The organism is Anabaena sp. CA = ATCC 33047, from assembly GCF_963870205.1.
GTDB lineage: Bacteria > Cyanobacteriota > Cyanobacteriia > Cyanobacteriales > Nostocaceae > Trichormus.
Genome location: NZ_CAWMSA010000033.1, coordinates 14,714 through 38,942 on the forward strand (window position 1 = coordinate 14,714; position 24,229 = coordinate 38,942).

Here is a 24,229-nt window from a genome sequence, read left to right on the forward strand (position 1 = left end):
CCTAAAAGTGCGGAGAGTGTCAATAACCCTTATGGGTAGCTAAGTAAACCTTAAATTGTAGTGGACTGACACAGCTAATTTAGTGCATTAGGAAACTCTTGTGGGATGGTAATCTTGACCGTCCCTTGCAGGCAAGATGACTGCACCACAAGAAATCTTGAATTATATTTGTGCATCATTTTAGTCGTGTCACGCTAGTAGGGTGCGTTAGCTGAGAGTACGGCACCGGATTTATTGGTGCGTTACGGCTAATTCCTACTCTCTCAAACGCGAAAATCCTTTCATAGCCGTAACACACCCTACTTCATATTTACTTGATAAATAGCCTCTAAGTGCGTGCTAGTAAGGGTGCAGCAGCTAGGAGGGTTTGAGTGTATGGGTGTTGGGGATGGGCGAAAATTTGTTTAGTTGCGCCAAGTTCAACAATTTTACCACCGTGCATAACAGCAATGCGATCGCACAAAAATCTGGCTAACCACAAGTCATGAGTAATAAACAAGTAGGTTAACTCAAATTCTGCCTTTAATTGCAACATCAAATCCAATACTTGCGACTGTACACTCGCATCTAACATACTCACGGGTTCATCACAGATTACCAGTTTTGGACGAGTGATTAAAGCGCGGGCGATCGCAACTCTTTGTTGTTGTCCCCCAGACAAGTCGGATGGATAACGCTGATAATATAATTCTGCTGGTGTTAACCCGACTTTCTCCAACATCCACAACACCTGTTCTTTAGCTGTACCTGCATCAGCTAAATTGTGAATTAATAAAGGATCAGCTATACTTTGTCCCACTGTCATCGCTGGGTTGAGACAAGCATGGGGATCTTGAAACACCATCTGAATTTGTCGCCGACAAGCTCTAACTTCCTGACGGGACAACTTAGTTAAATCTTTGCCTAAGAACTCTACTTTACCAGATGTCGGACGAATTAATTGTAAAATTGTCCGCGACAGCGTACTTTTACCACATCCTGATTCACCAACTAAACCCAGAATTTCCCCTGGATATAATTCTAGGTTAATTCCATCTACAGCTTTGATGGTTTGACTTTCCGCCTTAAACAGTCGTTCTATAAAGTTAGGTTCGATGGTGTAATACTGCTTCAGTTCTGCCACACTGAGGATAGGGGACTGGGGACTGGGGACTGGGGACTGGGGACTGGGGAGTGAGGACGGAGAAACATCTTCATTTTCTACTTCATCGACAGCTTGAATATGTAACGCTGCTTGCAGTAGCGATCGCGTATATTCATGTTGAGGGTTTCTAAACACTGCGTCAGTAGAACCCATCTCTACCATTTTACCCTGATACATTACCCCAATGCGATCGCAATACTCCGCCACCATTGCCAAATCGTGAGAAATTAACAGCAACGCCATATTTTCCTCACTACACAGCCGCGTTAATTCTTGTAAAATTTGAGCAGAAACGGTAACATCTAAGCTAGTAGTCGGTTCATCAGCCACGATTAACTTCGGACTCAGAAGTAAAGCTAAAGCGATCGCCACCCGTTGACGCATGCCACCGCTAAACTCATGCGGGTACTGATTCCACCGACTCGCCGGAATCTTCACCTTATCTAAAGTAGCGAGTGCTTTTTCCTTAGCTTCCTTCGCTGATAACTCTGGTAAATGCGCTTGCAGAGTTTCAATGCAGTGATTACCAATCGTCATCAAAGGATCAAGGCGAGTCATCGGATCTTGGAAAATTAATGCTACAGCTTCCCCCCGAAACTTCCGCAATTGATTTGGTGTCAAATCAAATACAGCCTGTCCTTGAAACATCACCCGCCCCTCTACCCGACTAGAAGCGGGTAAAAGACGCATTGCCGCCCGTCCCAAAGTAGACTTACCACAACCGGACTCACCAACCAAACCCATTCTTTCACCAGGTTGTAAGGTAAAAGATACATCATCAACCGCCCACCGTGGTTCTTCCCCGCCACGCTGAGGATAGGCGACGCGCAAATTTTCGAGACAAAATAACTCATTACCCATAGTTTTGTTATCAACCCAGAGCCACCACCTGGGATAATTTTAAATTTAAGCTAGTCTATCAAATTCCTTAAACCTCCCGTTCAAAGATATTCAGCAAATGCTTTGCGTACCTCTTTACCTTCTCTGCGAGACGCTACGCGAATGCGCCCCTCTGCGTTTAAAAAAATCCGACTAAAAACAAGTCCCCAGTCCCCAGTACCCAGTCCCCAGTTTATTCCGGTGTCTGCTGTTGCAGTATAGCGTGACAATATTGAATTAAAATAGAGAGGCGATCGCTAATAGTTTTCAGCCTTGCTTGTGAAGTTGCACTTTGTCGCGCCCCTTGCAAAAACATCACATCAACTTCTAGCAAACGCAACTGTTTACTAATTTCCGTCTGGTAAGATTGCTCTCGTGAGTTTGCATCTGTCGCTAAAGGCAGAATTTCCTGACTAAAAACTTGTTGCAAAGACATTACACCTTGTTTCAGTTCAGGCGTACTAACTTGAGAATTGCTGACATCTGTACGCAATTGTTCAAGTAAATTTACGAGTGCTTGATATTTATCAGAAATTAAAGACATTCACTGCTATTTAAGATACTATTAATCTCAAGAAAAATTCCTGACACACTAATCTATCTTAGGCTCTTATTGGCAATTTCAGCCTCAAACTTTGCTTTGAGGCTGTGTTTGCAATCTAGATTATTTACTAATTATGATTCTGAAAATCGATGATGGATGAGTACCATAGGCTTATAGGACATCATCCTAATCCTACTTTTACCCCCACACCAGAGCAACAGCATCACCGCCAACCGATGCTGTTAACTGCATCTATTTCTCACCTATCCACAGATCACCTACCGTATTGTATGAGTAGTCTAGCTATAACTTCCCCAACTGAGCTTTCCCTTCCAGATTGGTTGAATAAATGTTTACGCGACACATCAGCCAAGTCTCACGCAGCAGAAGATGACCGAAGGTATCGCGATAACGCTTTAATTTGTCGGGCTTTTGAATTTGCTTACCAACTGCATAAAGATCAATATCGCAAGTCAGGAGAACTATATATTAGTCATCCGATTGCAGTAGCGGAATTGCTACACGACTTAGGAGGTAGTCCCGCTATGATAGCAGCTGGATTTCTTCATGATGTAGTGGAAGATACAGAAGTCACAATTGAAGAGATAGAAGAAAGATTTGGCGCAGAAGTGCGTCAGTTAGTCGAAGGTGTCACGAAGCTTTCTAAAATCAATTTCAAAAGCAAAACGGAAAGCCAAGCGGAAAACTTCCGGCGGATGTTTTTAGCAATGGCGCAAGATATCCGGGTAATTGTGGTGAAGTTAGCAGACCGTTTGCATAATATGCGAACTCTGCAATATATGTCAGAAGCCAGTCGTCGCCGTTCCGCCCAGGAAACTAGAGATATATTTGCACCTTTAGCCAATCGTCTGGGGATTTGGCGGATTAAGTGGGAATTAGAAGATTTAGCATTTAAGTATTTAGAACCAGAGGCGTTTCGTCAAATTCAGCAGCACGTATCAGAAAAACGCACAGCTAGAGAAGAAAAGTTAGTGAAAGCGACAGCAATGTTGCGAGAACGTTTACAACAATCAGGAATTCGCTGTTTAGATATTAGCGGTCGTCCCAAGCATCTATATAGTATTTATCAAAAGATGCAGCGACAGCAAAAAGAATTTCATGAAATTTACGATTTAGCTGCACTCAGAATTATTGTGGAAACCAATGAGGAATGTTATCGGGCTTTAGCAATTGTACATGATGCTTTTCGCCCCATTCCCGGCAGATTTAAAGATTATATCGGCTTGCCGAAACCTAACCGTTACCAGTCGTTGCATACTGGAGTTATTGGCTTAACTGGTCGTCCTTTAGAGGTGCAAATTCGGACGCTGGAAATGCACCGGGTTGCAGAGTACGGTATTGCAGCCCATTGGAAGTATAAAGAAACAGGTGGTTCTCATAGCCAACTAACAGCCAGCGATGAGAAGTTTACTTGGTTACGCCAGCTGTTAGAATGGCAAAGTGACATGAAGGATGCTCAAGAGTATCTTGATAATGTCAAAGATAATTTATTTGAAGATGATGTTTATGTCTTCACTCCCAAGGGGGATGTTGTACCGTTAAGTCCTGCTTCAACAACTATAGATTTTGCCTATCGCATCCATACAGAAGTCGGAAACCACTGTGCAGGGGCGCGGGTGAATGGTCGGATGGTTCCTTTATCCACACGTCTCCATAATGGTGATATTGTAGATATTATTACCCAAAAGAATAGTCATCCTAGCTTAGATTGGCTGAATTTCGCCAGGACTTCGACAGCGAAGTATCGGATTAAACAATGGTATAAGCGATCGCGCCGGGAAGAAAATGTAGCGCGGGGACGGGAGTTATTAGAAAAGGAACTAGGTAAAACCGGGTTTGACAATTTGCTGAAGTCAGACGCGATGCACACCGTCGCCGAAAAATGTAATTATCACAGTACAGAAGATTTACTGGCTGGTTTGGGTTACGGTGAGGTGACTTTAAATCTGGTGTTAAATCGTTGGCGAGAAGTGATCAAAGCGCAACAACCAGCCGCAGAAGTCATTCCCATCATTCCCAAAGAGTCATCCACAGCGAAAACTTCGATGATCAGTTCCCGTTCGACTGACTCGCCGATTGTCGGGGTAGAAGGTTTAATGTATTATCTTGCCGGATGTTGTACACCGATACCGGGGGAATCAATTATTGGTGTAGTGACAAGAGGACGGGGAATTTCGATTCATCGCCAAGGGTGTCATAATTTGGATGCAGTGGAATGCGATCGCCTAGTTCCTGTGAGTTGGAACCCAGCCGCAGAAAACAGTGGTCGTCCCCATACTTACCCTGTGAATATTCAGATTGAAGCTTTAGACAGAGTGGGGGTATTGAAAGATATTTTATCACGATTAAGTGACCAAGGCATTAACGTCCGCCATGCTCAAGTCAAGACTACCAGTGGTCAACCGGCGTTAATGGACTTAGGGATTGAAATCCGCGATCGCTCCCAACTAGAACAATTATTCACCCAAATCAAAAAGATGAGCGACATCCTCAATATCCGCCGTGTTGGTCAAGCCGAGGAATAATTGACTAATTTTGTAGAAGTTGTTCTTAGGCTACAGCCTGAGAACAATTTAAATGGGGATTAATTACTCAATTGCTGCACTCTGCACAGTTGAAGATGTAGATTAAATTTAAGTTAGGCTAACAACTAAATTAGCAGAAATTAAACACAGTAAAAATTATGTTGAAATCAATATTTATTTTAATTTACGCAGGTAAGTAGCAAGTTATAGAATCCATATAATTAAGGAATTTAATGTTTATATTCAATGATTATAGGGATACCTGCGGTAAGCTAGGCTAATATACTCCGTGTAGGTTAAATAGATAAAAGCAGTCTGTGTATATTAGATTTATAGGAAAAAATAAAAGTGAAAATCTTATGTCTAACTATCAAGAAATATTACAGCAAGTTCAAAGCTTAACTCCTGAAGAACAAATTCGTTTAATTGAAGACTTATCAAGTTTAATTAGACAACGGGTGACGATGACACCTAAACCCAAGCGTAGCATTTTAGAATTACGTGGACTGGGTAAAGAAATCTGGAATGGTGTTGATGCTCAAGAATATGTTAATCAGGAACGTGATTCATGGAATGGCTAGTTCAGTTACAGAATCAAGTTGTGGGATTAGATACTGCACCACTGATTTATTTTATTGAGGAAAATCCTAATTATTTGGATGTTATAGATGCTTTCTTTGAAGCAATGTTTCGATGTGAGTTTACTGTTGTTACCTCAGTTTTGACTATTACGGAAGTGTTAGTCTATCCCTTGCGGCAAGGAAACACAAGATTAGCTCAACAATATCGTGATATTTTGTTTAACTCCCAAGGGTTGACGACTATCGAAGTTTTTCCAGATATCGCCGAAACTGCTGCACAATTAAGAGCAAATTACAATTTAAGAACCCCAGATGCTATTCAGATGGCTACTGCTATTCGTGGAGGTGCATCATTTTTTTTTGACGAATGATGCGCGTTTACCATCATTACCGGGGTTATCAGTGTTAGTGTTAGAGCAATTGATAGTGTAATGGCTTTTGTAATGGGATACCTACAGTAAGCTACGCTAACGCACTTCCCCACATCCCAAAAAGCGATAAGCGTACCCCTACGGGGAAGCAAGCTACGTGTAGCGTCTCGTAGAGAAGCTTAAGCCTTTGGCTATCGCTTTTCTATGGTGTAGAGTAAAGTTATAGTCACAAAATCAGCAAAATTTGCTCATAGTAACAAATATGTTGCAAGCAATTGAAGGAATTTATAAAGATGGTAAGGTAGAACTAAGAGAATTACCTTCTGATATTTCAGAAAGTCTTGTTATTGTCACTTTTTTAGAATCGAAAAAAAAGCCACAAAAAAAGCAAATAATGTATTTTGGTATGTTCTCTGGAAATAATCAGTCAACAGCAGAAGATTTTGAAGTTGCTGAATTTCATGGGGATAGTGAGGACAGTTTAGACTGGTCATGAGTAGTTATGAAATATGTCATAGATACTCATGCTTTGGTCTGGTTTCTTGAAGGTAATCCGCGCTTAGGTACAAATGCTAAAGCTATCCTTTCTCATCCCGATTCACAGTTAGTTGTTCCGGCTACCACTTTAGCTGAGGCTGTTTGGATTGTGGAAAGAGGTAGAACATCTATTCCTCATCCTCAAGATGTAATTTCAGTAGTAGAAGCTGATCCTCGTGTAGTAATTTACCCGCTTGATAAAGATGTAATTACAATGACTATTAGCCTATCTGCTATTAATGAAATGCACGACAGGCAAATTGTAGCTACTGCGTTAGTGTTAGCAAGTAAAGGTGATGTTGTGCAGTTATTAACGTGCGATCAAAATATAACTGCATCGGCTTTGGTTGCTATTGTTTGGTAGTTTGTCAATTAAGGATATTGTAGCGATCGCACCTCTCCACATTCCCAATGCGATACCTACGGTAAGCTACCGCTAACGCCTGTTTCTCAGGATGAGCGCATTCTGCACAATCCTAAAGCGATACCTACGGTAAGCTACCGCTAACGCCTGTTTGTCATGATGAGCGCATTCTGCACAATCCTAAAGCGATACCTACGGTAAGCTACCGCTAACGCCTGTTTGTCATGATGAGCGATCGCACCCTCCCCAGATTCTCAACAAGCGATACCTACGTTAAGCTACCGCTAACGCCTGTATGAGAAGATGAGCTAACACAACTCTCCACATTTACAATGCGATCGCACCATTTTCAAATTTCCCAACAGTATACCAAATAATACCCAAGTTCAACACAAAACCATTTACAATATTCCTTACAACAATTGCATTCCCTAACACTTCTAAATTAGCGGTTATACCTCCTCGCTTTGTATTTCTTGATTATTTGCTGTATCTGGTTCATCTATATCAATCCTTTCCTGTAACCATTCATCCCAACCGATATATTTAGGACTTATAACAAGATTTAAAGCTTTTTTAATAGCATCTAACGCTTTTTTTAGATATTCTTTTTTATTTTGATCATCAATTTTTGATAAATGCCAATAAGCCTTAGATTGTTGGTAATACGATTCTGCTTTATAGCCTATTTCTATATGTTCAGATGCTTGTTCAAGTAAATCAATGGCATTTTGAAATTGTTTTTTTCTCTCATCTATAGAGTCATTTGAATAATTAGCTAAACGCCATATAGCAGCACCATGTTTAGATTTCGCAACATGATTGTAGCTATCACCACATTTTTGTCTGATTTCTTCATAGTATTGAACTGATTCCTGAAAATTACGATTATTAAAAGCTGTTTCTGCTTTGCTTCTTAATGCTATACAATTACTGTCAGTATCAATATTACTATTCTGTTTTTCTGGCAATAGTGGTAATAAAGGCTGAACTTGATTCTTATCTAGTTTGATTTTTTGTACAGGTTGTATCTCTGCTGCGAAGCGATAATATTCACCTTCTAAAGCATCTAAATCATCTAAATCATAACTTAAATTACTAATACGAAATAGTAAAGATACTTTAAACTCCTCATCAAAATAAAAGAAAGGAGAACTATGCCAAGAGCAGGAGTATTGATCCTGTTGCCACTCTAGTAAACAATTAGTATTTTTGTCATATTTGTTAACTTGTTTACCAAAATTACTTCCTGTTACATAAGCTTGCTTGTAAATTATTTTACCACACAATACTGAATGGAATTTAGTAGTATCTATATCTTCAGTTGGAGAGTTATATTTCAGATATTCTGGAGTCATTAAAATTAATATTTCTTTGCGTAAATTACTATGTAGTTTAGGCAAAATACGCCAAGAAATAGGAACATGGGCTAATTTATTCCTAAGTTCATTAATCGCTCCAATTCTTTGTAATCTTGACAGTTTATTTTCTCTTAGAGGATAATTTGAAGGTAAAGAAATAATTTTTTCCCAATCTCCTAGAAAAGATAATGATTCAGGTATATCTTCATTAAGGTATTGATTTATTTCATTTATAAATAGATCAGGTTCTGATTCTTTAATATTATTTTTGATATTATTTGTAGTCCTTAGAAGATTTATCCATTCATTCATACTACCACTAAAACATCCATTTTTAGGTTCTTTAGTATAATCATTTCTATCTAGTCCAGTTAATATATTTTGAATATTTAAAATAGAAATATTTGGATCTTCAAATTTATTAGGTTCTTTATTGCTAATATCTAACACTCTAGTTGCTAGAGCAGAAGCTAAAGTAACAATTAATGATTCATTAATATGGAATAACCGCCAAATATGCTCATAATAAACACTTTCTTCTACAATCAATCGTCTTCTATAAGCCTCAAATGAATTAGCAATTGGTGTCCATAATCGCATATTGTTTTTTCTTTTGTTACTCATTTTTATCCTGGGATTATATTTAATGTGAAAATAGGTAGCATTTTGAAGAATTTATATATACTACTATTATATCATTAATCGTATTTTTTAAATATTGGTATAGGTAAGGTAATAAATGTAAAACTTAGTCAATTTATATATATTTTTTATACAAACAATCACTTTCTATTTATTTGAGTCTTTGCACAAAAAATTCATATTATTCATTTTCACAATATCTCCTAACTTACTGCATAGTCTGTAAACTGCCTCATAAAAGGAGACTGAAAACCTAATACAATATCTTCCTTGGGAACTCCCGCAGATACTAAATTAGCGGCGATATCATCCTCTGTAGCATTCCATTGCAGCCAAATTTTTCCACCTTTAATGTCAATGTGGATGATACAACTGTGTACCCAATTTTGTCCTTCCCAGCCTACGTGAACTATTTGATAATGGTCACGTTCTTTATCAAAAATTGTTTCAACTTCTATATTTCCGTTAGCTGGTTTTTGCCCACTATATTCCTGTAATATTTCTTGTACAAGCTGACGATACTGAGTTAATTTATCCATTGGAAAATTACCTCTTGCTCTACATCATAAATCACCATCTTCACTTGATTCTCTGCTATCATTTCTTTCGGGAAATCAAGTTGAAAAAATGTTTTGTAAGTTGTTAAAGGTACTGCTAAATATAAAACCCGGTCAGGTTGTACCCTTCTCAATGCACCTCGATAATTAATAAACTGCCCTAACGCGGTATGAAATTCGGAAATAGCAGACGACTTTTGTAAAAAACTTTTAACTTCAACTGCTATTTTTTGTCCTTGGCGTTCTGCGGCAATCAGCTTTTCTGCGGCTAAATCAATAGAAACATTAACTCCTCCCACGCTAATTGTGAGTGGATCATGTGTAATTTGCCAACCGTCTTTCTCTAAAGCTGTTTTGGCAACTTCATGAAAAACATCTTTAGCAGACATACCTATCTATAATTATATTTCTAATTTTCCTGGGGGTAAATTCTTTACCATCCGTAAAAACGGTTGAAAAATAGAGACGTTCTCAAGAACGTCTCTATTTTAAGGGTTATTCTATACCCTCAATTCGGTCTTCGACTTCTTGGTACAACTCGCGGAGGCGGTCTAAATTCTCCTCGCTAGTTTCCCAATAACCGCGACCATTCACTTCCAACAAAGTGGAAACCATCTTGCGGAAAGAATGGGGGTTGAGGTTCATCAACCGTTTTTGCATTTCTTCATCTTTGATGAATGTTTCGTTCGCATCCTCATAAATCCAGTTGTCCACAGCACCAGCTGTCGCACTCCAACCCATTGTATTTACCAACCGCTTGGAGAGTTCGCGCACACCTTCGTAACCGTGAGACAGCATCCCCTCATACCACTTGGGATTTAACAACTTGGTACGGGCATCTAAGCGCACTGTTTCGGATAATGTCCGCACTTGGGCGTTAGCTGTGGTGGTGTCGGCTATGTAAGATGCTGGTGTCTTACCATCTCCACGCAGAGTTGACACAAGCTTGGTGGGGTCTGAGTCGAAGTAGTGGGAAACGTCCGTTAAACTAATCTCGGAAGAATCCAGGTTTTGGAAAGTCGCATCAGCAGTTTTCAGGGTGCTTTCAAAAATCTGGCGGGATTGTTCCATCATACCGGGGTTATCGGCACTGAAAGCAAAGGACTTACGGGTGAGGTACATTTCTTGTAACTCGGCTTCGCTTTCCCAAGTGCTGTTTTCTACCGCCAAGTTGATGTTAGACGAATAAGAACCAGAAGCATTCGAGAAAACACGGGTTGCAGCTTGTCTGAGGTTAATTCCTAATTCCTCAGCTTGTTGCATGGCGTGTTTGCGGACAAAATTCATTTCTGTGGGTTCATCCGCTTCCGCAGCCATCTTCACAGCTTGGTCTAGTAGGTTCATCTGGTTGATGAACAAGTCGCGGAATACACCAGAACAGTTGATTACAACGTCAATTCTGGGTCTTCCTAACTCTTCTAAGGGAATTAACTCCAACTTGTTCACCCGTCCCAAAGCATCGGGAACCGGACGCACACCCACCATCCACATGATTTGTGCTAGTGATTCGCCGTAGGTTTTGATGTTATCTGTTCCCCAGAGAACACAGGCGATGGTTTCCGGCCAATTACCGTTGTTTTCGGCTTTGTTTCGTGCCAAAAGTCTATCTACAACGATTTTAGCTGATTGTACTGCCGCAGATGTAGGAATGGCTTGGGGGTCGAGGGCGTGAATGTTTTTACCTGTGGGCAGTACATCCGGGTTACGGATGGGGTCGCCACCAGGGCCGGGTAGAATGTACTCGCCTTCTAAACCTTTGAGTAATGCGCCGAGTTCGTTGTCTGCACAAACTTGTTGTAAACAGAATTCTAAATACTCAAACAGAGGTTTCAACGCTGAAGCATCAACTTTGGGATAACCTGCTTGATGCAGTGCTTCTACCCAAGGTTCTTTTTTGCCCATGTTGAAGAAATTCAACTTGGAAACTAAAGAAACCCGTCCTTCCGCGTCGGTTTGTTCTTGTACCAAGGCGCGAACAGCAGCGCGAGTTGCTAGGGTGATGTCTTGCAGCAGCTGGACATCTTCTAATACGCCTCGATCGCTGTTTTGGTAAATTTCGTCAATGTCGCGCCCTACGCTGTTGGCAATAATGCGGGGTAAGCTTTGAATTTCTTCTTCTTGACGGTCTAAGCTGGCAATGTTTACCAGAGTTGCGATCGCTTCCTCTGCACTTGGGGGTTTACCAATGACGTGCAAACCACAAGGCAATAACCGAGATTCAATTTCCATCAACTTGCGGTAGACGCTGCCGACAATATTATCCCGTTCTTCTGGGGTCATGTCTTTGGCATCAATTTCTGGCAAATCGATGTCTTTATCTAGGTTCACCATCCGGCATTTATCCATGATGGTGTTGACAATGGGAATACCGCGACCGCTATCTTTTAAGGTTTGGTAAGAACCGATTAATTCGCTGAGTTCCTTCAAACCTTTGTATAAACCTGCGTTTTCTGCGGGTGGTGTGAGGTAAGAAATTGTCTCGGCGTAACTGCGGCGTTTGGCAATTGTCGCTTCGCTGGGGTTGTTGGCGGCGTAGTAGTACAGGTTGGGAATTGTGCCGATTAAGTTATCGGGGTAACATTCGCCTGACATCCCCATTTGCTTACCGGGCATGAATTCCAAAGAGCCATGAGTACCAAAGTGTAGTACCGCATCAGCACCCCAAATTCTTTCTAGGTAGGTGTAGTAAGCTGCAAAGCCGTGATGAGGGCTGGCGGAACGGGAGAACAACAACCGCATGGGGTCGCCTTCATAACCAAAGGTGGGCTGAACACCAATGAAGACGTTACCGAATTGCTTACCGTAAACTAAGAGGTTTTGTCCGTCGCTGTTGAGGTGTCCTGGTGGTGGCCCCCAGTTTTCTTCTAGGCGTTGGGAATAAGGTGTGAGTGCTTCGTATTCTGGCACTGACATCTTATAAGCAATGTTGAGTTCGGGGCTAGCGTACTGTGCCTGTGCGTCGTGTATGACTTGTTCCATCAACTCTTTCGCGTTTTCTGGTAAGTCTTGCACGTCGTAGCCGTTGTTTCTCAATGCTTTCAAGACTTCGTAGATAGAACCGAAGACATCTAGGTAAGCGGCTGTACCTACGTTGCCTTTATCGGGGGGGAAGCTGAAAACGGTGATGGCAACTTTTTTGTTAAGTTTGGGTTTGCGGCGGAGGTTAGCCCATTTTAAGGCACGTTGCGCTACGGCTTCGATGCGGTCTTGTAGGGCGATCGCTTTCCCGGTTGCCCCATCTCTACCCGATAATATAATCGGTTCAATCGCTCCATCTAATTCGGGTATGGCAATTTGCAATGCTACCTGAATCGGATGTAAGCCTAAATCGCTATCTAACCACTCTTCGGTAGTCTGGAATACTAAAGGCAAGGCCACCATATAAGGACGGTTGAGGCGTTTGAGTGCATCAATTGCCTTGGGATGGTCTTGTCTAGCGGGGCCGCCTACTAGGGCAAAACCTGTTAAAGATATTACCGCATCAACTAAGGGTGCTTTGGTAGTTGGTTCGTAGAAGTAAGCATCCACAGGCTTGGAGAAATCCAAACCACCTGCAAATACTGGTACTACTCTCGCACCGAGGGCTTCCAATTCTTGCACCATCGCTACGTAATGGGCATCATCCCCGGTAACTAGGTGAGTGCGTTGTAAGACTAACCCAACACAGGGGGCTAAGGGGTCTTTTAAATCACTGGAGATGTCTTTGCGGGCTGTGTACCAGTTGAGATATTCTCTAACATCCTCAAACATGGTAGTTGACAAAGGATGCCAAATACCCATGTCGGGGTACACAACTGGTGCTTGATATGCCAGCGATGTAATATTTTGTTTTTCTACTTTATCTAATACGTATTTATCAGCGAGCATCAGCAAGAAGTTTTCCAGGTTTTCTGGTGAACCTCCCAGCCAATACTGGAAGCTCAACATAAAATTGCGAGCATCTTGGGCTTTTTCCACGGGTAAAAACTTCAGCACCTGCGGTAAAGTCCGCAACAGCTTCAGCATCCCATCTTGGAAACCAGCCCCGGATTTTTCCTTGCGTTTCCGCATGAATTGGGCGATCGCACTCTTCGATTGTCCCAACTGTGCCAAGGAAAAGCTGCCCATTTTGTTCAGGCGCATCACCTCTGGCATGGAGGGAAATACAACAGCCACATCCAGGCGATCGCGATATGGTTCAACTGCTGTAACTACTTTCTGTGCTAAGTCTTCGATGAAAATCAATGAGGCAATAAAAACATTGGCACTCTCCATATCCCGCTTAAACTCTTCATAGTTTTCCGGGTCTCTGAGTTCCTCAATTAAATACCCACTGATTTCAATTGCCAGATTAGGATTGTTTGAGTTAATCGCGCGAACCGCTTGCGACAGTGCGCTCTGGTACTGGGACTCAAGCACGACATAGACCACCTTAATTAAATTACGTCCGCCTAGGTTATCAGGCGCAATGTGTCTAATGGTGGACTTGACGTGGGTGAACATGCTTCCTCGGCTCCTTTGATGCGTGTTCTCTAGTGAATTTGCTTGGCGACTTTTTGCCGCAAAACATTAGTTCTTATGTTCGGCAATATGTGATTTTTATCAGAAAAACCCTACCAAATGGGCATTTTAACGGCTATCTGACACAAATCGATATAAAAATCGCAAAATTTATTAACAAACATTAACTAATAATAAGAGCAAATGCTCACTATTTGTAACAAAAAATTAACATTTATGAGTAGCGTTTGGGTAGTAGGCAGTAGAGTAGACAATGGATCAGAGGGGCAGGGGCGCAGGGGAGTAGGGGGAGAAAAACTAATGACCAATGACCAATGACTAAATTCGACATCCTGATTCTTTCCAATGGCCCTGGTGAGCTGACAACCTGGGTGCGTCCAGTAGTTAAGGCTTTGCGGCAAAAACTCGGTAATAACCGTGACGAGGTGAGGATTTCCGTAGTGTTATCACCTTGTCCTCATGCCAGTGGCAAAGAAGCAGCGATCGCCCTTTCTTTCCCAGAAGTAGACCGAGTACAATCAGCAGAGCATTTTTGGCAATTTTTGCTATGGGGCAGAACTGCGGAAAATTGGGAATGGAGTCATCAAGGTGTAGTTGTTTTCTTAGGTGGCGACCAAATTTTTCCGGTAATCATCGGCAAAAAGCTGGGATATCGCACAGTAGTTTACGCCGAGTGGGAAGCCCGATGGCATAATTTAATTGACCGCTTCGCAGTCATGAAACCAGCAGTTGCGGCTAAAGTCTCCCCCAAATACGCCGACAAATTTACCGTCGTGGGCGACTTAATGCTAGAAGCCCAATCCCCAATCCCCAATCCCCAATCCCCAATCCCCAATCCCCAATCTCCAATCATCGGCCTTTTACCCGGTTCAAAACCAGCAAAATTAGCCCAAGGAGTGCCGCTAACTTTAGCCATTGCCGAACACATCCACGGAAAAATACCAGACACTAAGTTTGTGATTCCCGTCGCCCCAACTTTGGATTTACAAACTCTAGCCAGTTTTGCCGATTCCCAAAAAAACCCGTTTCTCGAAACATTTAAATTTTCTGGTGCTTCCTTAGTTGTCTCAGCACAAAGTCATCAATACCCGCTACTGAGAACAGCTAAAGGATTAAATGTAGAGCTACACCAAGAAAATCCTGCCTATAACTTATTATCGCATTGTTCTATCTGCTTAACTACCGTCGGAGCGAACACCGCCGAGTTAGGTGCTTTGGGTGTGCCAATGATTGTGTTGCTACCCACTCAACAACTTGATGCGATGCGTTCTTGGGATGGTTTACCAGGGTTACTCGCTAATTTACCAGGGGTAGGTTCTACCTTTGCCAAAATCATTAATTGGCTGTTTCTCAGACGCAAAGGTTTATTAGCATGGCCAAATATCTGGGCAAAAGCAGAGATAGTTCCAGAACTTGTCGGAAAACTCGAAGCTGAAACAGTCGGAGAAATGGTTTTAGACTTTTTGGCTCATCCAGAGAAATTAGAAGAAATACGAACTAACCTAAGAAACGCCAGAGGCGAAAGCGGCGCAGCCGAGAAAATGGCGCAAATTGTCACTGAGGAAATTGGTAAGTAGGGAGTAGGGGAGCAGGGGAGATTTTTCCCAAAAATTCTTTAATTTTGAATTTTGCGAAAAGTTCTGTAGGCGGGTTTCCCGCCGTAGGAAACTTTTCAAGACGAATTTTGAATTTTGAATTGGTATGACTAATGACTAATTAATCAGACTGCCCATCTCTACGCCCTAGTTCATAAATACCGCAACCCATACAGGCAAGTATACCTGTACTAATTGCCCAACTGCGTCCTAAACTGATTTCAACTCCCCAGTTACATAATGCCCCAATTACCAAAAACGGCACTATACTAAACAGTGAGGCGTAAAAGGCGTTTTGCGATTCTCTGGCTTTGCGCGTTTTTTCAAATTCTGACTGGCTAGTATACAGCGATCGCTCGGCAAAGTTAAACCATCGGTTGAGTTGTTCGATTACCCATTCACTCACCGGGAAGAAACCTAAGTATAACGCCAAAGACCACAAACTCGCTCCGGCGATCGCCACAGTATCTAATTCAAAACGGAAAGGTAATATTTCAGTCAGCATAGCTTGGTTGCGTCCTGCACAGGGTCAACTTGACTCATCATCGAGCTTCAATTAACCTATTCAGTCATTTTACGCCTAAAACATCACAAGATTTTAATTACTTAACAACTATCCCGTTAGGCAGCTTATCTTAATTCTATATAATTTATCTAAATATAATTATACATAATTATACGTGTCACTGCGTATCATCAATCATCAACCCTGACCATCTTTTACAGCAGTTTCCTAAGTTATGAGGTACAAGGTTAACAGGCAGGATGCCTGTTCCACAAGGGTTTTATGATTTCAGTTTGTACCTCACTAAGATGAAATATGCTGTATATTATGTCTGCCAGTTTTTTTGTTATCTAAAATACATTTTTTCTCTAAATTAAGTATATACGTAAAACAGTATCTATCCTGAAAACTGATACATTGATGGAATAGCTTAGTAGTTAGAGGCAAAGTATACTATAAACACCTCTGCGAAACTCTACTTGAGAATGTAGAGACGTTGTATGCAACTTCTCTACAAGTTCCCAGCATTCCCTTATACGCAAGGTCTGGGGGTGATATTTTTTAAATGTTAATTATAGCAATAGATTTGATAGGTAATTCTAATGATACCAAGCATTTGAAATATGCTACTTTTACCAAGATTCGGCTAAAAAAAATCAATTTGACAGTGTAAACCCTTATGTCGTAAGCTAATTTCTTGAAAATCTCAATATTTCTACTGAAATCTTTGTAATGCCAAGATTGGCAAATAGTGATAAAACACAATTTTTCACTAATAAATTTGAATTTTGGTTATAGATTTACTTTGGTATTTGTGAAATTTTCAACAAGTAAGAATTGATTATATTTAATTGGCTTGAGGAATAAAAATAATGAATAAGCAGCAACAAAAAAAAGTTTTTTCTGGAGTCAAACTATTAATTTTATGTTTAAGTATTTTTAGTTGTATAACTGTATTACCGCAAATAGAAACTGTTAGAGCCAGAGAAACAAGGTCAAATAAAACAGCAACAAGTAGCGGTTGGTTAGCTGCTTCTTTTCCAGTAGAGAATTTTCAAGCTTATACATCAGCCTTTGGGTATCGTCGTTCTGCAACTGGTGGTAATAATTGGGAATTTCACAATGGTTTAGATATTGCTGCACCACAAGGTAGTTACATTCGTAATTGGTGGGGTGGTACTGTAACTAAAGTGAGCGATCGCGGAGCTTGTGGTACTCACATAGTGATAAAATCAGGCAAATGGGAACACACCTATTGTCATTTAGAAGGTTATGTAGAAACCGCCAATGGTAGGCGGTTTATGATTGATCGCGCTGGGGGAATTCAAATATGGGAAGGTCAAACAATTCCCACCGGAGCGAGAATTGGTAGAATTGGCATGACTGGACGCACAACAGGCCCTCACCTGCATTGGGTCATGAAGTATGCAAATAACTATGTCGATCCCGCAATGGTGTTAAAAGAAATGTTTAGCCAACAGCAAATAGCTAGAGGTAATGCCAGGTACAGAAATCAGCAGTCGCAAGTCATCATCCAAGACTCACAACGTATTCTTGATGCTGGTTATTAGGACTGGAAGGGACTGGAAGGGACTGGAAGGGACTAGGTAAAAGTTCTTCACCCCTACACCCCTACACCCAACTCCCTACTCCCTGTGTTTCCTAGGATTGAGATACGGCTACCTTTTCATCAATTAATGGTGTATTATTCTCGGCGATGATTTTGCGGAATTCTTCACCATCAATGGTTTCTTTTTCTACCAACAAATCTACAAGTCGCTCTAATAATAGGCGATTTTCTTGCAACAATTCTTTGGCTTTTTGGTAGCAAGTATTGACAATCTCTCGGATTTGTGCATCAATTTTTCCGGCTATTTCCTCAGAATAGTCTGATTTATTCATCCAGTCGCGTCCTAAAAACACCTCTCCACCCTGATTTTCTAAGGAGACTGGCCCTAATTCAGACATACCAAACCTTGTCACCATCTGCCGTGCCATTGATGTCACTTTTTGCAAGTCATCCCCTGCACCTGTGGTAACTTCCGGTTGACCAAAAACAATTTCTTCAGCTGCACGACCTCCCAAAGTAGCTGTAATTCTAGCTTTGATTTGGGAACGGGAAATTAAACCTTGTTCTTCGTTGGGGGTAAACCAAGTTAAACCTTGTGCTTGTCCCCTGGGGATGAGGGTGACTTTCTGTACTGGGTCATGGTCTTTTAATAACGTCCCTATTAAGGCGTGTCCAACTTCATGATAAGCAATCAAGCGTTTGCTTTTGCTGTCTACTAGGGGTGTCCCTTCCATCCCAGCGACTACTCGATCTACAGCATCATCAATTTCTAAAATAGTGATGGCTTCTTTGCGTCTGCGAGCTGTGAGAATGGCTGCTTCATTGAGGAGGTTGGCTAAATCTGCACCTGTGAATCCTGGTGTGCGACGAGCGATCGCATCTAAAGATACACTAGGATCAATCTTTTTATTGCGAGCATGAACTTGCAAAATTTCCAGTCGTCCCTTCAAATCAGGTGCATCCACTATCACCTGTCTGTCAAAACGACCGGGACGCAACAACGCCGCATCTAAGACATCGGGACGGTTAGTAGCCGCAATAATAATAATCCCTGTGTTACCTTCAAAACCATCCATTTCAGTGAGTAACTGGTTGAGGGTTTGCTCTCTCTCGTCGTTACCACCACCGATACCAGCACCTCTTTGTCTACCTACCGCATCGATTTCATCAATAAATATTAAGCAAGGTGCATTGTCTTTAGCTTTTTTAAATAAATCACGGACGCGGGAAGCACCCACACCCACGAACATTTCTACAAACTCCGAACCGGAGATACTAAAGAACGGTACACCAGCTTCACCAGCGATCGCTTTTGCTAGTAAAGTTTTACCAGTACCCGGAGGCCCGATCAACAGCACACCTTTGGGAATACGTGCGCCCACAGCCGTAAATCTTTCTGGCTGTTTTAAAAAAGTAACAACTTCTTGTAATTCTTCTTTCGCTTCTTCAATACCTGCAACGTCGTCAAACTTTACCCCGGTTTTGGCTTCCATTTGGAAACGCGCTCTCGATTTACCAAAGTTCATTGCTTGGCTAGAAGCATTGGTAGAACGGCGCAGAAACAACAGCATTAAAGCCACTAAGGGCAAAATCCACATCAAGTTAATTAGTAGTCCAACTGCTGCTCTACTATTGGCAGAAGAAACTTCCCCAAAATCTACATTGTTTTCTTTGAGTTGATTAATTAACTCTGGGTTTTGCGCTAACAGCCTCACCTGTATCGGTGGTGTATCTGGCTTCTGCCCTTTTAAATAAACTTTTGCTATCTGTTCAGTTTCGTCTAATTCTACTCTTTTAACCTGTTCTTGATTAATTTTTTGGATTAACTGCCCATAAGTTAGCGAGTCGCGCTCTGCTTTTTGAGCCAAGGCGGGATTACCCCCCAAAATACTCGGCAACATCATCAAACTGGCTGCAACTGCGCTAGTCCAAGCCACACGCTTTGGTGATTGCTGTTTCATCAATGCCTGTTTACCAAAATTTTTCATAACAATTACCCTTTATCTGCTGCCATAGCCGAGCATTTGATTTACCCTACTCTTTTAGCAAAAATTGCCATAACTCGTAGTCACTGCTATCTAATCTAGTCTAACTCCCACTCTCCAAGTCAAAAGATAGATAGCAATATTTAAAAGCAAGGATTCTTTTATTGTGTAACTTTTCATCGTGACTTTTACACTTTTTCTTCCCAATATTCCATCCTCAGTAGTTTGACTGTGGTGACATCAATCGTTAACATAGTAAACATAATCGTAATGACTTCGTTTTTTAGATTTTCTTAACTATAGGTAGATTATGGTGAAAATTGTGGGTATTGGGGGTAGTTTAAGAACCAATTCTTACACCCAGTTAGCTTTGCAGATAGCAGCACAACGCCTAGAAGCCATAGGTGCAGAGGTAGAAATTTTAGACTTAAGACAGCTAAACTTACCATTTTGCAACGGTGACAAAGAGTATCCAGAATATCCCGATGTGCAGCGATTGCGTGATACTGTGAGTAATGCTGATGGATTAATTTTGGCGACACCTGAATATCATGGCGGTGTTAGCGGTGTCTTGAAAAATGCCCTTGATTTAATGAGTTTTGAACAACTGTCAGGGAAAGTTACCGGATTAATTAGTGTACTCGGTGGTCAATCTAATAGCAACGCCTTAAATGATTTGCGTTTGATTGTGCGTTGGGTGCATGGTTGGGTAATTCCAGAACAAATTGCTATAGGACAAGCTTATGGTGCGTTCAGTCCCGAAGGCAAAATTTTAGATGAAAAACTTTCCCAAAGATTTGATCAATTCGCCCAGAGTTTGGTGGAAAATACTCGCAAGCTGCGAGGAGTAGATTAGACACTGGAGCATGGGAAACATGATGTTTTGTAGTAAGGACTTCAGTCCTGAGAAAATAAGGACTAAAGTCCTTACTACAAACCGGTGTTTAATGATGGTGGTGATGATGGTGGTGATGAATCTCTATATGTGGATTTACTGTTAATCCTTGCTCATTTTGTAACTCAGCAATTTGAGAATTTGCCCACTCTGCCGCCATCGCTAAAAACTCTGGATGGTCGTTAACGCAAGGCATTTGTACATAATCCACATCAGGATAATTTTTTTCTAAAGCGTGTATTATGTGGTGTACATCTAGTAAAGTTTCATGGTTTTCTGTGGCAAAACCAATAGGCATAAAGATGATTGCTTTTGCACCCAATTGAATCAGGTTATTAGCGGCTTGTGTTGCATTGGGTTGCGTCCATTCAATTAGGGGTGTGTCGTGGTTGAGCCAACCTACGGAAATGAGAGGATAACGGTTAATTAACTCCTCCCGCACCAACTCATATAATGCTTGACTTTCCGTAATTCCAGAAGTGAAACCTTTGGCTTTGTGAGGACAACCGTGATTCATTAACACGATACCAATTTGAGAAGGTAAATATGCTGCTGTTAAATCAGCGTTAATTTTCTCCTCAACCAGACGCGCCATTAAATGAATATATTCCGGCTGATTATAGAAAGACGGGATGTAACGTAGTCCTTTTAACCAATGGTTTTCACCTTCAGTTATCTCAGCTAGAGCTTTGTTGACTTGCTCAATCGCAATTCCACTGGTAAAGATAGAATCAACCACCAGTAGAGGATAAATCAGGATTTTATCAAAGCCTTGGTTTTTGATTTCTGCTAAAACTTGGTTTGGTAAAAAAGGAGCGCAGAAGTTAAAAGCTTTGAAGACTTGAACGTTACTACCCCACTTAGCCTGTAGTTGTTGTTCAATTCCAGCCCGTTGTTTTTCAAAGATGGCATTATGAGGGGAGATAAAATCATGATGTTGGTGTCCCCATTCGTGGCGGTCAAATAATGCCAATAATTTTGCTAAAGGTGGATATATCCAGGTAGGAACGGGTGCAAATTTGGCTGTGAGTAGATTTAGAGCCTGTTCGTTATAGTTGGCAAAATCTTCGTAGCTTTCGACTTCACCATAACCCATGAGCAACACCGCTACTCGGTTTTGAGTTGGTAAATGCTCCTGGGTGTTTTGTAATTTTTCCGGCGTGGCAACCACAATGAGTTCCTCAATGTAAACCAGAATAGAAGACAAAATCAACAGCTAGTACATAGCTGGGGTTTTGCCTAATTAGTTATTTATTATCCCATCCCCCCCGATGGGATAACCACCAAATTGACAATAATATATCAAAAGACACATATTAGTGTTATTACTTCATACTGGTGTTAAAAAAGTTTAAGTAATGAAGACTGGAGAGTAATCAATTCAAAATTCAAAATTCAAAATTCAAAATTCCAGCAGTCACGGGGCGATAAGGGGCGGAGGAAGCAGGGGAGGCAGGGGAAGAAAAACTAATGACCAATGACCAATGACTAATAACTAATGACTAATGACCAATGACTATAATTATTTGCCCTGGAATTCATGAAGCAGATTTAACTGAAAGCTTTATTTCAGAGTGTTGGGGTGGTTTAACGACAGATATTTTTAGTCAAGAGAGAGAGAATATATTAGTTGCGCCTGTACCGGGGGTGTTGGCGGTATCGTCATTGCATATTTTGCAGTTTGTACGCGATCGCTTACACTCTAGTCTAGAATCGCCAGTCATCTTCATCAGCTTTAGTGCTGGTGTAGTCGGAGCGATAGGTGCAGCTTGGCAATGGCAACTTTTGGGTGGTCATGTCAAAGCATTTATTGCTATAGATGGTTGGGGGGTACCATTATGGGGTAACTTTCCCATACATCGGCTCAGTCATGACTATTTTACTCATTGGAGTTCATCTTGGCTCGGTAGTGGGCAAGATAACTTTTATGCAGAGCCAGCAGTTGACCATTTAACTATATGGCGATCGCCCCAAATAGTACAAGGCTGGTGGGTAAATTCCTCCCAAGGTGAAATTTCTCCCCCAAAAAACCGGCTCACGGCTGCCGAATTTCTACATTTATTATTAAAACGCTATGAACAAAAATGATCCGGAAAACAATATAAGCACAAAGGAGTGAGAAATAGAGGATTTTGGGCTACAGAGTCAAGATCATAAATCAGATGAGCCAGGGAGCAGGGGAGAAGAACTTTTACCCAGTCCCCAATCCCCAGTCCCCAATCCCCAATCCCCACTCCCCATCTACCCTAGTAAAAATACCAACGTGAATCATGTTTCCAACTGAACCGGCGGATGTCAATATCGGGTTTGGCGCACTGCTAAAAAATCGAAATTTTATGCTCCTATGGATAGGACAGTTACTATCCCAATTAGGCGATAAAGTTTTTTTTGTTTTAATGGTGGCTTTGCTGGAAAATTACCCACCGCTTCCGGGTTTAGCAGAAAACTCCATGTACTCAATTTTGATGGTGGCATTCACTCTACCAGCAATTTTATTAGGTTCTGCGGGTGGTATTTTTGTTGATCGCTTCTCTAAAAAGCTGATTTTACTAGGCTCGAATATATTACAGGCTATATTGACGCTATTAATAGCATTTGCGCCGCGAGACTTTGTGATTTTTTTAATTCTGACTTTTGCGATTTCTGCCTTAGCACAGTTTTTTGCACCCGCAGAACAGGCGGCGATTCCGGTTGTGGTGCCAAGAGAAAATTTTATGGCGGCGAATGCTCTTTACAGTAGCACAATGATGGGGGCGTTAATTGTTGGTTTTGCGATAGGGGAGCCGATATTGAGTTGGGCAAAGGCTTGGTTAGGTGCAGGGTATGGTCAACAAGCGGTAGTAGGTGGATTATATTTATTGTCAGCAGTTGCCTTTCAGTTTGTTGATTTTAGATCAGAAAACAAAACTGTGAGCGATCGCCGCACATTAATCACTCCTTGGGCAGATTTTAAAGCTGGCTTACGTTATCTGACAAAAAATCGCCTTGTATTAAACGCCATGCTGCAACTGACGACTTTATACTGTGTGTTTGCAGCTTTAATGGTACTCGCAATTAGATTAGCAGCAGATTTTGGTTTACAAGAAAAACAATTCGGCTTTTTCTTAGCAGCAGCCGGAGTAGGTATAGTATTAGGTGCAGCTAGTTTGGGACATTGGGGCGACAAATTGCACCATAAACCCTTACCCTTAATTGGATTTTTGGTAATGGCATTAGTTTTAGGACTATTTACCTTTACACATAATCTTTTGCTAGCTCTAGGACTTTGTGCATTATTGGGTATTGGTGCAGCCTTTATCGGCGTACCCATGCAAACCCTGATACAACAGCAAACACCACCAACAATGTATGGTAAAGTATTCGGCTTTCAAAACCATGCGGTAAACATAGCCCTATCAGCACCGTTAGCAATTACCGGGCCATTAACCGATGCTTTAGGCTTGAGAACTGTATTAGTAGGAATGAGTTTTTTAGTTGCGGCTGTAGGTGTGTGGGCGTGGCAAAATACCCGCAGAGTCTTGCAAGATGTAATTTAGTTATTAGTCATTAGTTATTAGTTATTAGTCATTAGTCATTAGTCATTAGTTTTTCTCCCCCTGCTCCCCTGCTCCCCCTGCTCCCCTGCTCCCCCTGCTCCCCTGCTCCCCCTGCTC

General features: G+C 41.4%; 19 protein-coding genes. 10 read left to right on the top strand and 9 right to left on the bottom strand.

Annotation, left to right across the window (positions count from 1 at the left end; all coding sequences use genetic code 11):
• Positions 1–328 precede the first annotated feature (328 nt).
• Entirely contained in the window at positions 329–2,005 is a 1,677-nt protein-coding gene (locus AACS98_RS07435; RefSeq protein WP_066377821.1) for a dipeptide ABC transporter ATP-binding protein, read from the bottom strand.
• 211 nt (positions 2,006–2,216) lie between these two features.
• The gene (gene patD / locus AACS98_RS07440) at positions 2,217–2,567 is read right to left on the bottom strand and encodes a heterocyst frequency control protein PatD (RefSeq protein ID WP_066377822.1); all 351 of its coding nucleotides are present in this window, start codon (positions 2,565–2,567) and stop codon (positions 2,217–2,219) included.
• Between the two features lie 290 nt (positions 2,568–2,857).
• On the opposite strand from patD, the gene AACS98_RS07445 reads away from it, so the two are divergent.
• From AACS98_RS07445 to AACS98_RS07465, 5 genes are all read left to right on the top strand, one after another.
• Positions 2,858–5,113: a RelA/SpoT family protein gene (locus tag AACS98_RS07445; RefSeq protein ID WP_066377823.1), complete on the top strand. Its 2,256-nt coding sequence runs from the start codon at positions 2,858–2,860 to the stop codon at positions 5,111–5,113.
• A 359-nt stretch (positions 5,114–5,472) separates the two neighbouring features.
• The gene (locus AACS98_RS07450) at positions 5,473–5,694 is read left to right on the top strand and encodes a hypothetical protein (protein WP_066377824.1); all 222 of its coding nucleotides are present in this window, start codon (positions 5,473–5,475) and stop codon (positions 5,692–5,694) included.
• Entirely contained in the window at positions 5,682–6,065 is a 384-nt protein-coding gene (locus tag AACS98_RS07455) for a type II toxin-antitoxin system VapC family toxin (RefSeq protein ID WP_232317124.1), read from the top strand. Before AACS98_RS07450 ends, AACS98_RS07455 begins: the two co-directional genes overlap by 13 nt.
• A 262-nt stretch (positions 6,066–6,327) precedes the next feature.
• Positions 6,328–6,561 carry a hypothetical protein gene (locus tag AACS98_RS07460; RefSeq protein WP_066377826.1) on the top strand — a complete coding sequence of 78 codons (234 nt, stop codon included), beginning with the start codon at positions 6,328–6,330 and terminating at the stop codon, positions 6,559–6,561.
• Between the two features lie 6 nt (positions 6,562–6,567).
• Positions 6,568–6,966 carry a type II toxin-antitoxin system VapC family toxin gene (locus AACS98_RS07465; RefSeq protein ID WP_066377827.1) on the top strand — a complete coding sequence of 133 codons (399 nt, stop codon included), beginning with the start codon at positions 6,568–6,570 and terminating at the stop codon, positions 6,964–6,966.
• A gap of 452 nt (positions 6,967–7,418) precedes the next feature.
• Here the strand turns inward: AACS98_RS07465 and AACS98_RS07470 are convergent, their stop codons facing one another.
• The 4 genes from AACS98_RS07470 to AACS98_RS07485 form a co-directional block, all read right to left on the bottom strand.
• Entirely contained in the window at positions 7,419–8,951 is a 1,533-nt protein-coding gene (locus tag AACS98_RS07470; protein ID WP_157087496.1) for a hypothetical protein, read from the bottom strand.
• Positions 8,952–9,172: 221 nt separating this feature from the next.
• Positions 9,173–9,508: a XisI protein gene (locus tag AACS98_RS07475; RefSeq protein ID WP_066377831.1), complete on the bottom strand. Its 336-nt coding sequence runs from the start codon at positions 9,506–9,508 to the stop codon at positions 9,173–9,175.
• Positions 9,496–9,915: a XisH family protein gene (locus AACS98_RS07480; RefSeq protein WP_066377833.1), complete on the bottom strand. Its 420-nt coding sequence runs from the start codon at positions 9,913–9,915 to the stop codon at positions 9,496–9,498. The genes AACS98_RS07475 and AACS98_RS07480 overlap by 13 nt, the downstream gene beginning before the upstream one ends.
• Positions 9,916–10,021: 106 nt before the next feature.
• Positions 10,022–14,008: a magnesium chelatase subunit H gene (locus AACS98_RS07485; RefSeq protein ID WP_066377835.1), complete on the bottom strand. Its 3,987-nt coding sequence runs from the start codon at positions 14,006–14,008 to the stop codon at positions 10,022–10,024.
• Positions 14,009–14,340: 332 nt separating this feature from the next.
• Between AACS98_RS07485 and AACS98_RS07490 the strand changes: the two genes are divergently transcribed.
• Entirely contained in the window at positions 14,341–15,603 is a 1,263-nt protein-coding gene (locus AACS98_RS07490) for a lipid-A-disaccharide synthase (RefSeq protein ID WP_066377837.1), read from the top strand.
• A 139-nt stretch (positions 15,604–15,742) separates the two neighbouring features.
• Here AACS98_RS07490 and AACS98_RS07495 read toward each other — a convergent pair whose 3' ends face one another.
• Complete coding sequence (locus AACS98_RS07495) at positions 15,743–16,126, bottom strand: hypothetical protein (RefSeq protein ID WP_066377839.1); 384 nt, start codon at positions 16,124–16,126, stop codon at positions 15,743–15,745.
• Between the two features lie 872 nt (positions 16,127–16,998).
• On the opposite strand from AACS98_RS07495, the gene AACS98_RS07500 reads away from it, so the two are divergent.
• Positions 16,999–17,697 carry a M23 family metallopeptidase gene (locus tag AACS98_RS07500; protein ID WP_066377840.1) on the top strand — a complete coding sequence of 233 codons (699 nt, stop codon included), beginning with the start codon at positions 16,999–17,001 and terminating at the stop codon, positions 17,695–17,697.
• A 91-nt stretch (positions 17,698–17,788) separates the two neighbouring features.
• Here AACS98_RS07500 and ftsH read toward each other — a convergent pair whose 3' ends face one another.
• Positions 17,789–19,684, bottom strand: a complete 1,896-nt coding sequence (ftsH, locus tag AACS98_RS07505; protein WP_066377842.1) for an ATP-dependent zinc metalloprotease FtsH — start codon at positions 19,682–19,684, stop codon at positions 17,789–17,791.
• A gap of 307 nt (positions 19,685–19,991) precedes the next feature.
• Here ftsH and AACS98_RS07510 point away from each other — a divergent pair, with 307 nt between their 5' ends.
• Complete coding sequence (locus AACS98_RS07510; protein WP_066377847.1) at positions 19,992–20,537, top strand: NADPH-dependent FMN reductase; 546 nt, start codon at positions 19,992–19,994, stop codon at positions 20,535–20,537.
• A gap of 88 nt (positions 20,538–20,625) precedes the next feature.
• On the opposite strand, the gene AACS98_RS07515 is transcribed toward AACS98_RS07510, so the two are convergent.
• Complete coding sequence (locus AACS98_RS07515; protein ID WP_066377850.1) at positions 20,626–21,747, bottom strand: ferrochelatase; 1,122 nt, start codon at positions 21,745–21,747, stop codon at positions 20,626–20,628.
• Positions 21,748–22,088: 341 nt separating this feature from the next.
• On the opposite strand from AACS98_RS07515, the gene AACS98_RS07520 reads away from it, so the two are divergent.
• A complete protein-coding gene (locus AACS98_RS07520; RefSeq protein WP_066377848.1) occupies positions 22,089–22,664 on the top strand; it encodes a hypothetical protein in 576 nt (191 codons plus the stop codon).
• Positions 22,665–22,846: 182 nt separating this feature from the next.
• Positions 22,847–24,112 carry an MFS transporter gene (locus AACS98_RS07525; RefSeq protein ID WP_066377849.1) on the top strand — a complete coding sequence of 422 codons (1,266 nt, stop codon included), beginning with the start codon at positions 22,847–22,849 and terminating at the stop codon, positions 24,110–24,112.
• Positions 24,113–24,229: the final 117 nt, after the last annotated feature.

Excerpts from the sequence above, each read along its gene's own strand:
- AACS98_RS07435 (WP_066377821.1), bottom strand. The coding sequence starts at position 2,005 with ATGGGTAATGAGTTATTTTGTCTCGAAAATTTGCGCGTCGCCTATCCT.
- patD (WP_066377822.1), bottom strand. The coding sequence starts at position 2,567 with ATGTCTTTAATTTCTGATAAATATCAAGCACTCGTAAATTTACTTGAA.
- AACS98_RS07445 (WP_066377823.1), top strand. The coding sequence starts at position 2,858 with ATGAGTAGTCTAGCTATAACTTCCCCAACTGAGCTTTCCCTTCCAGAT.
- AACS98_RS07450 (WP_066377824.1), top strand. The coding sequence starts at position 5,473 with ATGTCTAACTATCAAGAAATATTACAGCAAGTTCAAAGCTTAACTCCT.
- AACS98_RS07455 (WP_232317124.1), top strand. The coding sequence starts at position 5,682 with ATGGAATGGCTAGTTCAGTTACAGAATCAAGTTGTGGGATTAGATACT.
- AACS98_RS07460 (WP_066377826.1), top strand. The coding sequence starts at position 6,328 with ATGTTGCAAGCAATTGAAGGAATTTATAAAGATGGTAAGGTAGAACTA.
- AACS98_RS07465 (WP_066377827.1), top strand. The coding sequence starts at position 6,568 with ATGAAATATGTCATAGATACTCATGCTTTGGTCTGGTTTCTTGAAGGT.
- AACS98_RS07470 (WP_157087496.1), bottom strand. The coding sequence starts at position 8,951 with ATGAGTAACAAAAGAAAAAACAATATGCGATTATGGACACCAATTGCT.
- AACS98_RS07475 (WP_066377831.1), bottom strand. The coding sequence starts at position 9,508 with ATGGATAAATTAACTCAGTATCGTCAGCTTGTACAAGAAATATTACAG.
- AACS98_RS07480 (WP_066377833.1), bottom strand. The coding sequence starts at position 9,915 with ATGTCTGCTAAAGATGTTTTTCATGAAGTTGCCAAAACAGCTTTAGAG.
- AACS98_RS07485 (WP_066377835.1), bottom strand. The coding sequence starts at position 14,008 with ATGTTCACCCACGTCAAGTCCACCATTAGACACATTGCGCCTGATAAC.
- AACS98_RS07490 (WP_066377837.1), top strand. The coding sequence starts at position 14,341 with ATGACTAAATTCGACATCCTGATTCTTTCCAATGGCCCTGGTGAGCTG.
- AACS98_RS07495 (WP_066377839.1), bottom strand. The coding sequence starts at position 16,126 with ATGCTGACTGAAATATTACCTTTCCGTTTTGAATTAGATACTGTGGCG.
- AACS98_RS07500 (WP_066377840.1), top strand. The coding sequence starts at position 16,999 with ATGAATAAGCAGCAACAAAAAAAAGTTTTTTCTGGAGTCAAACTATTA.
- ftsH (WP_066377842.1), bottom strand. The coding sequence starts at position 19,684 with ATGAAAAATTTTGGTAAACAGGCATTGATGAAACAGCAATCACCAAAG.
- AACS98_RS07510 (WP_066377847.1), top strand. The coding sequence starts at position 19,992 with ATGGTGAAAATTGTGGGTATTGGGGGTAGTTTAAGAACCAATTCTTAC.
- AACS98_RS07520 (WP_066377848.1), top strand. The coding sequence starts at position 22,089 with ATGACTATAATTATTTGCCCTGGAATTCATGAAGCAGATTTAACTGAA.
- AACS98_RS07525 (WP_066377849.1), top strand. The coding sequence starts at position 22,847 with ATGTTTCCAACTGAACCGGCGGATGTCAATATCGGGTTTGGCGCACTG.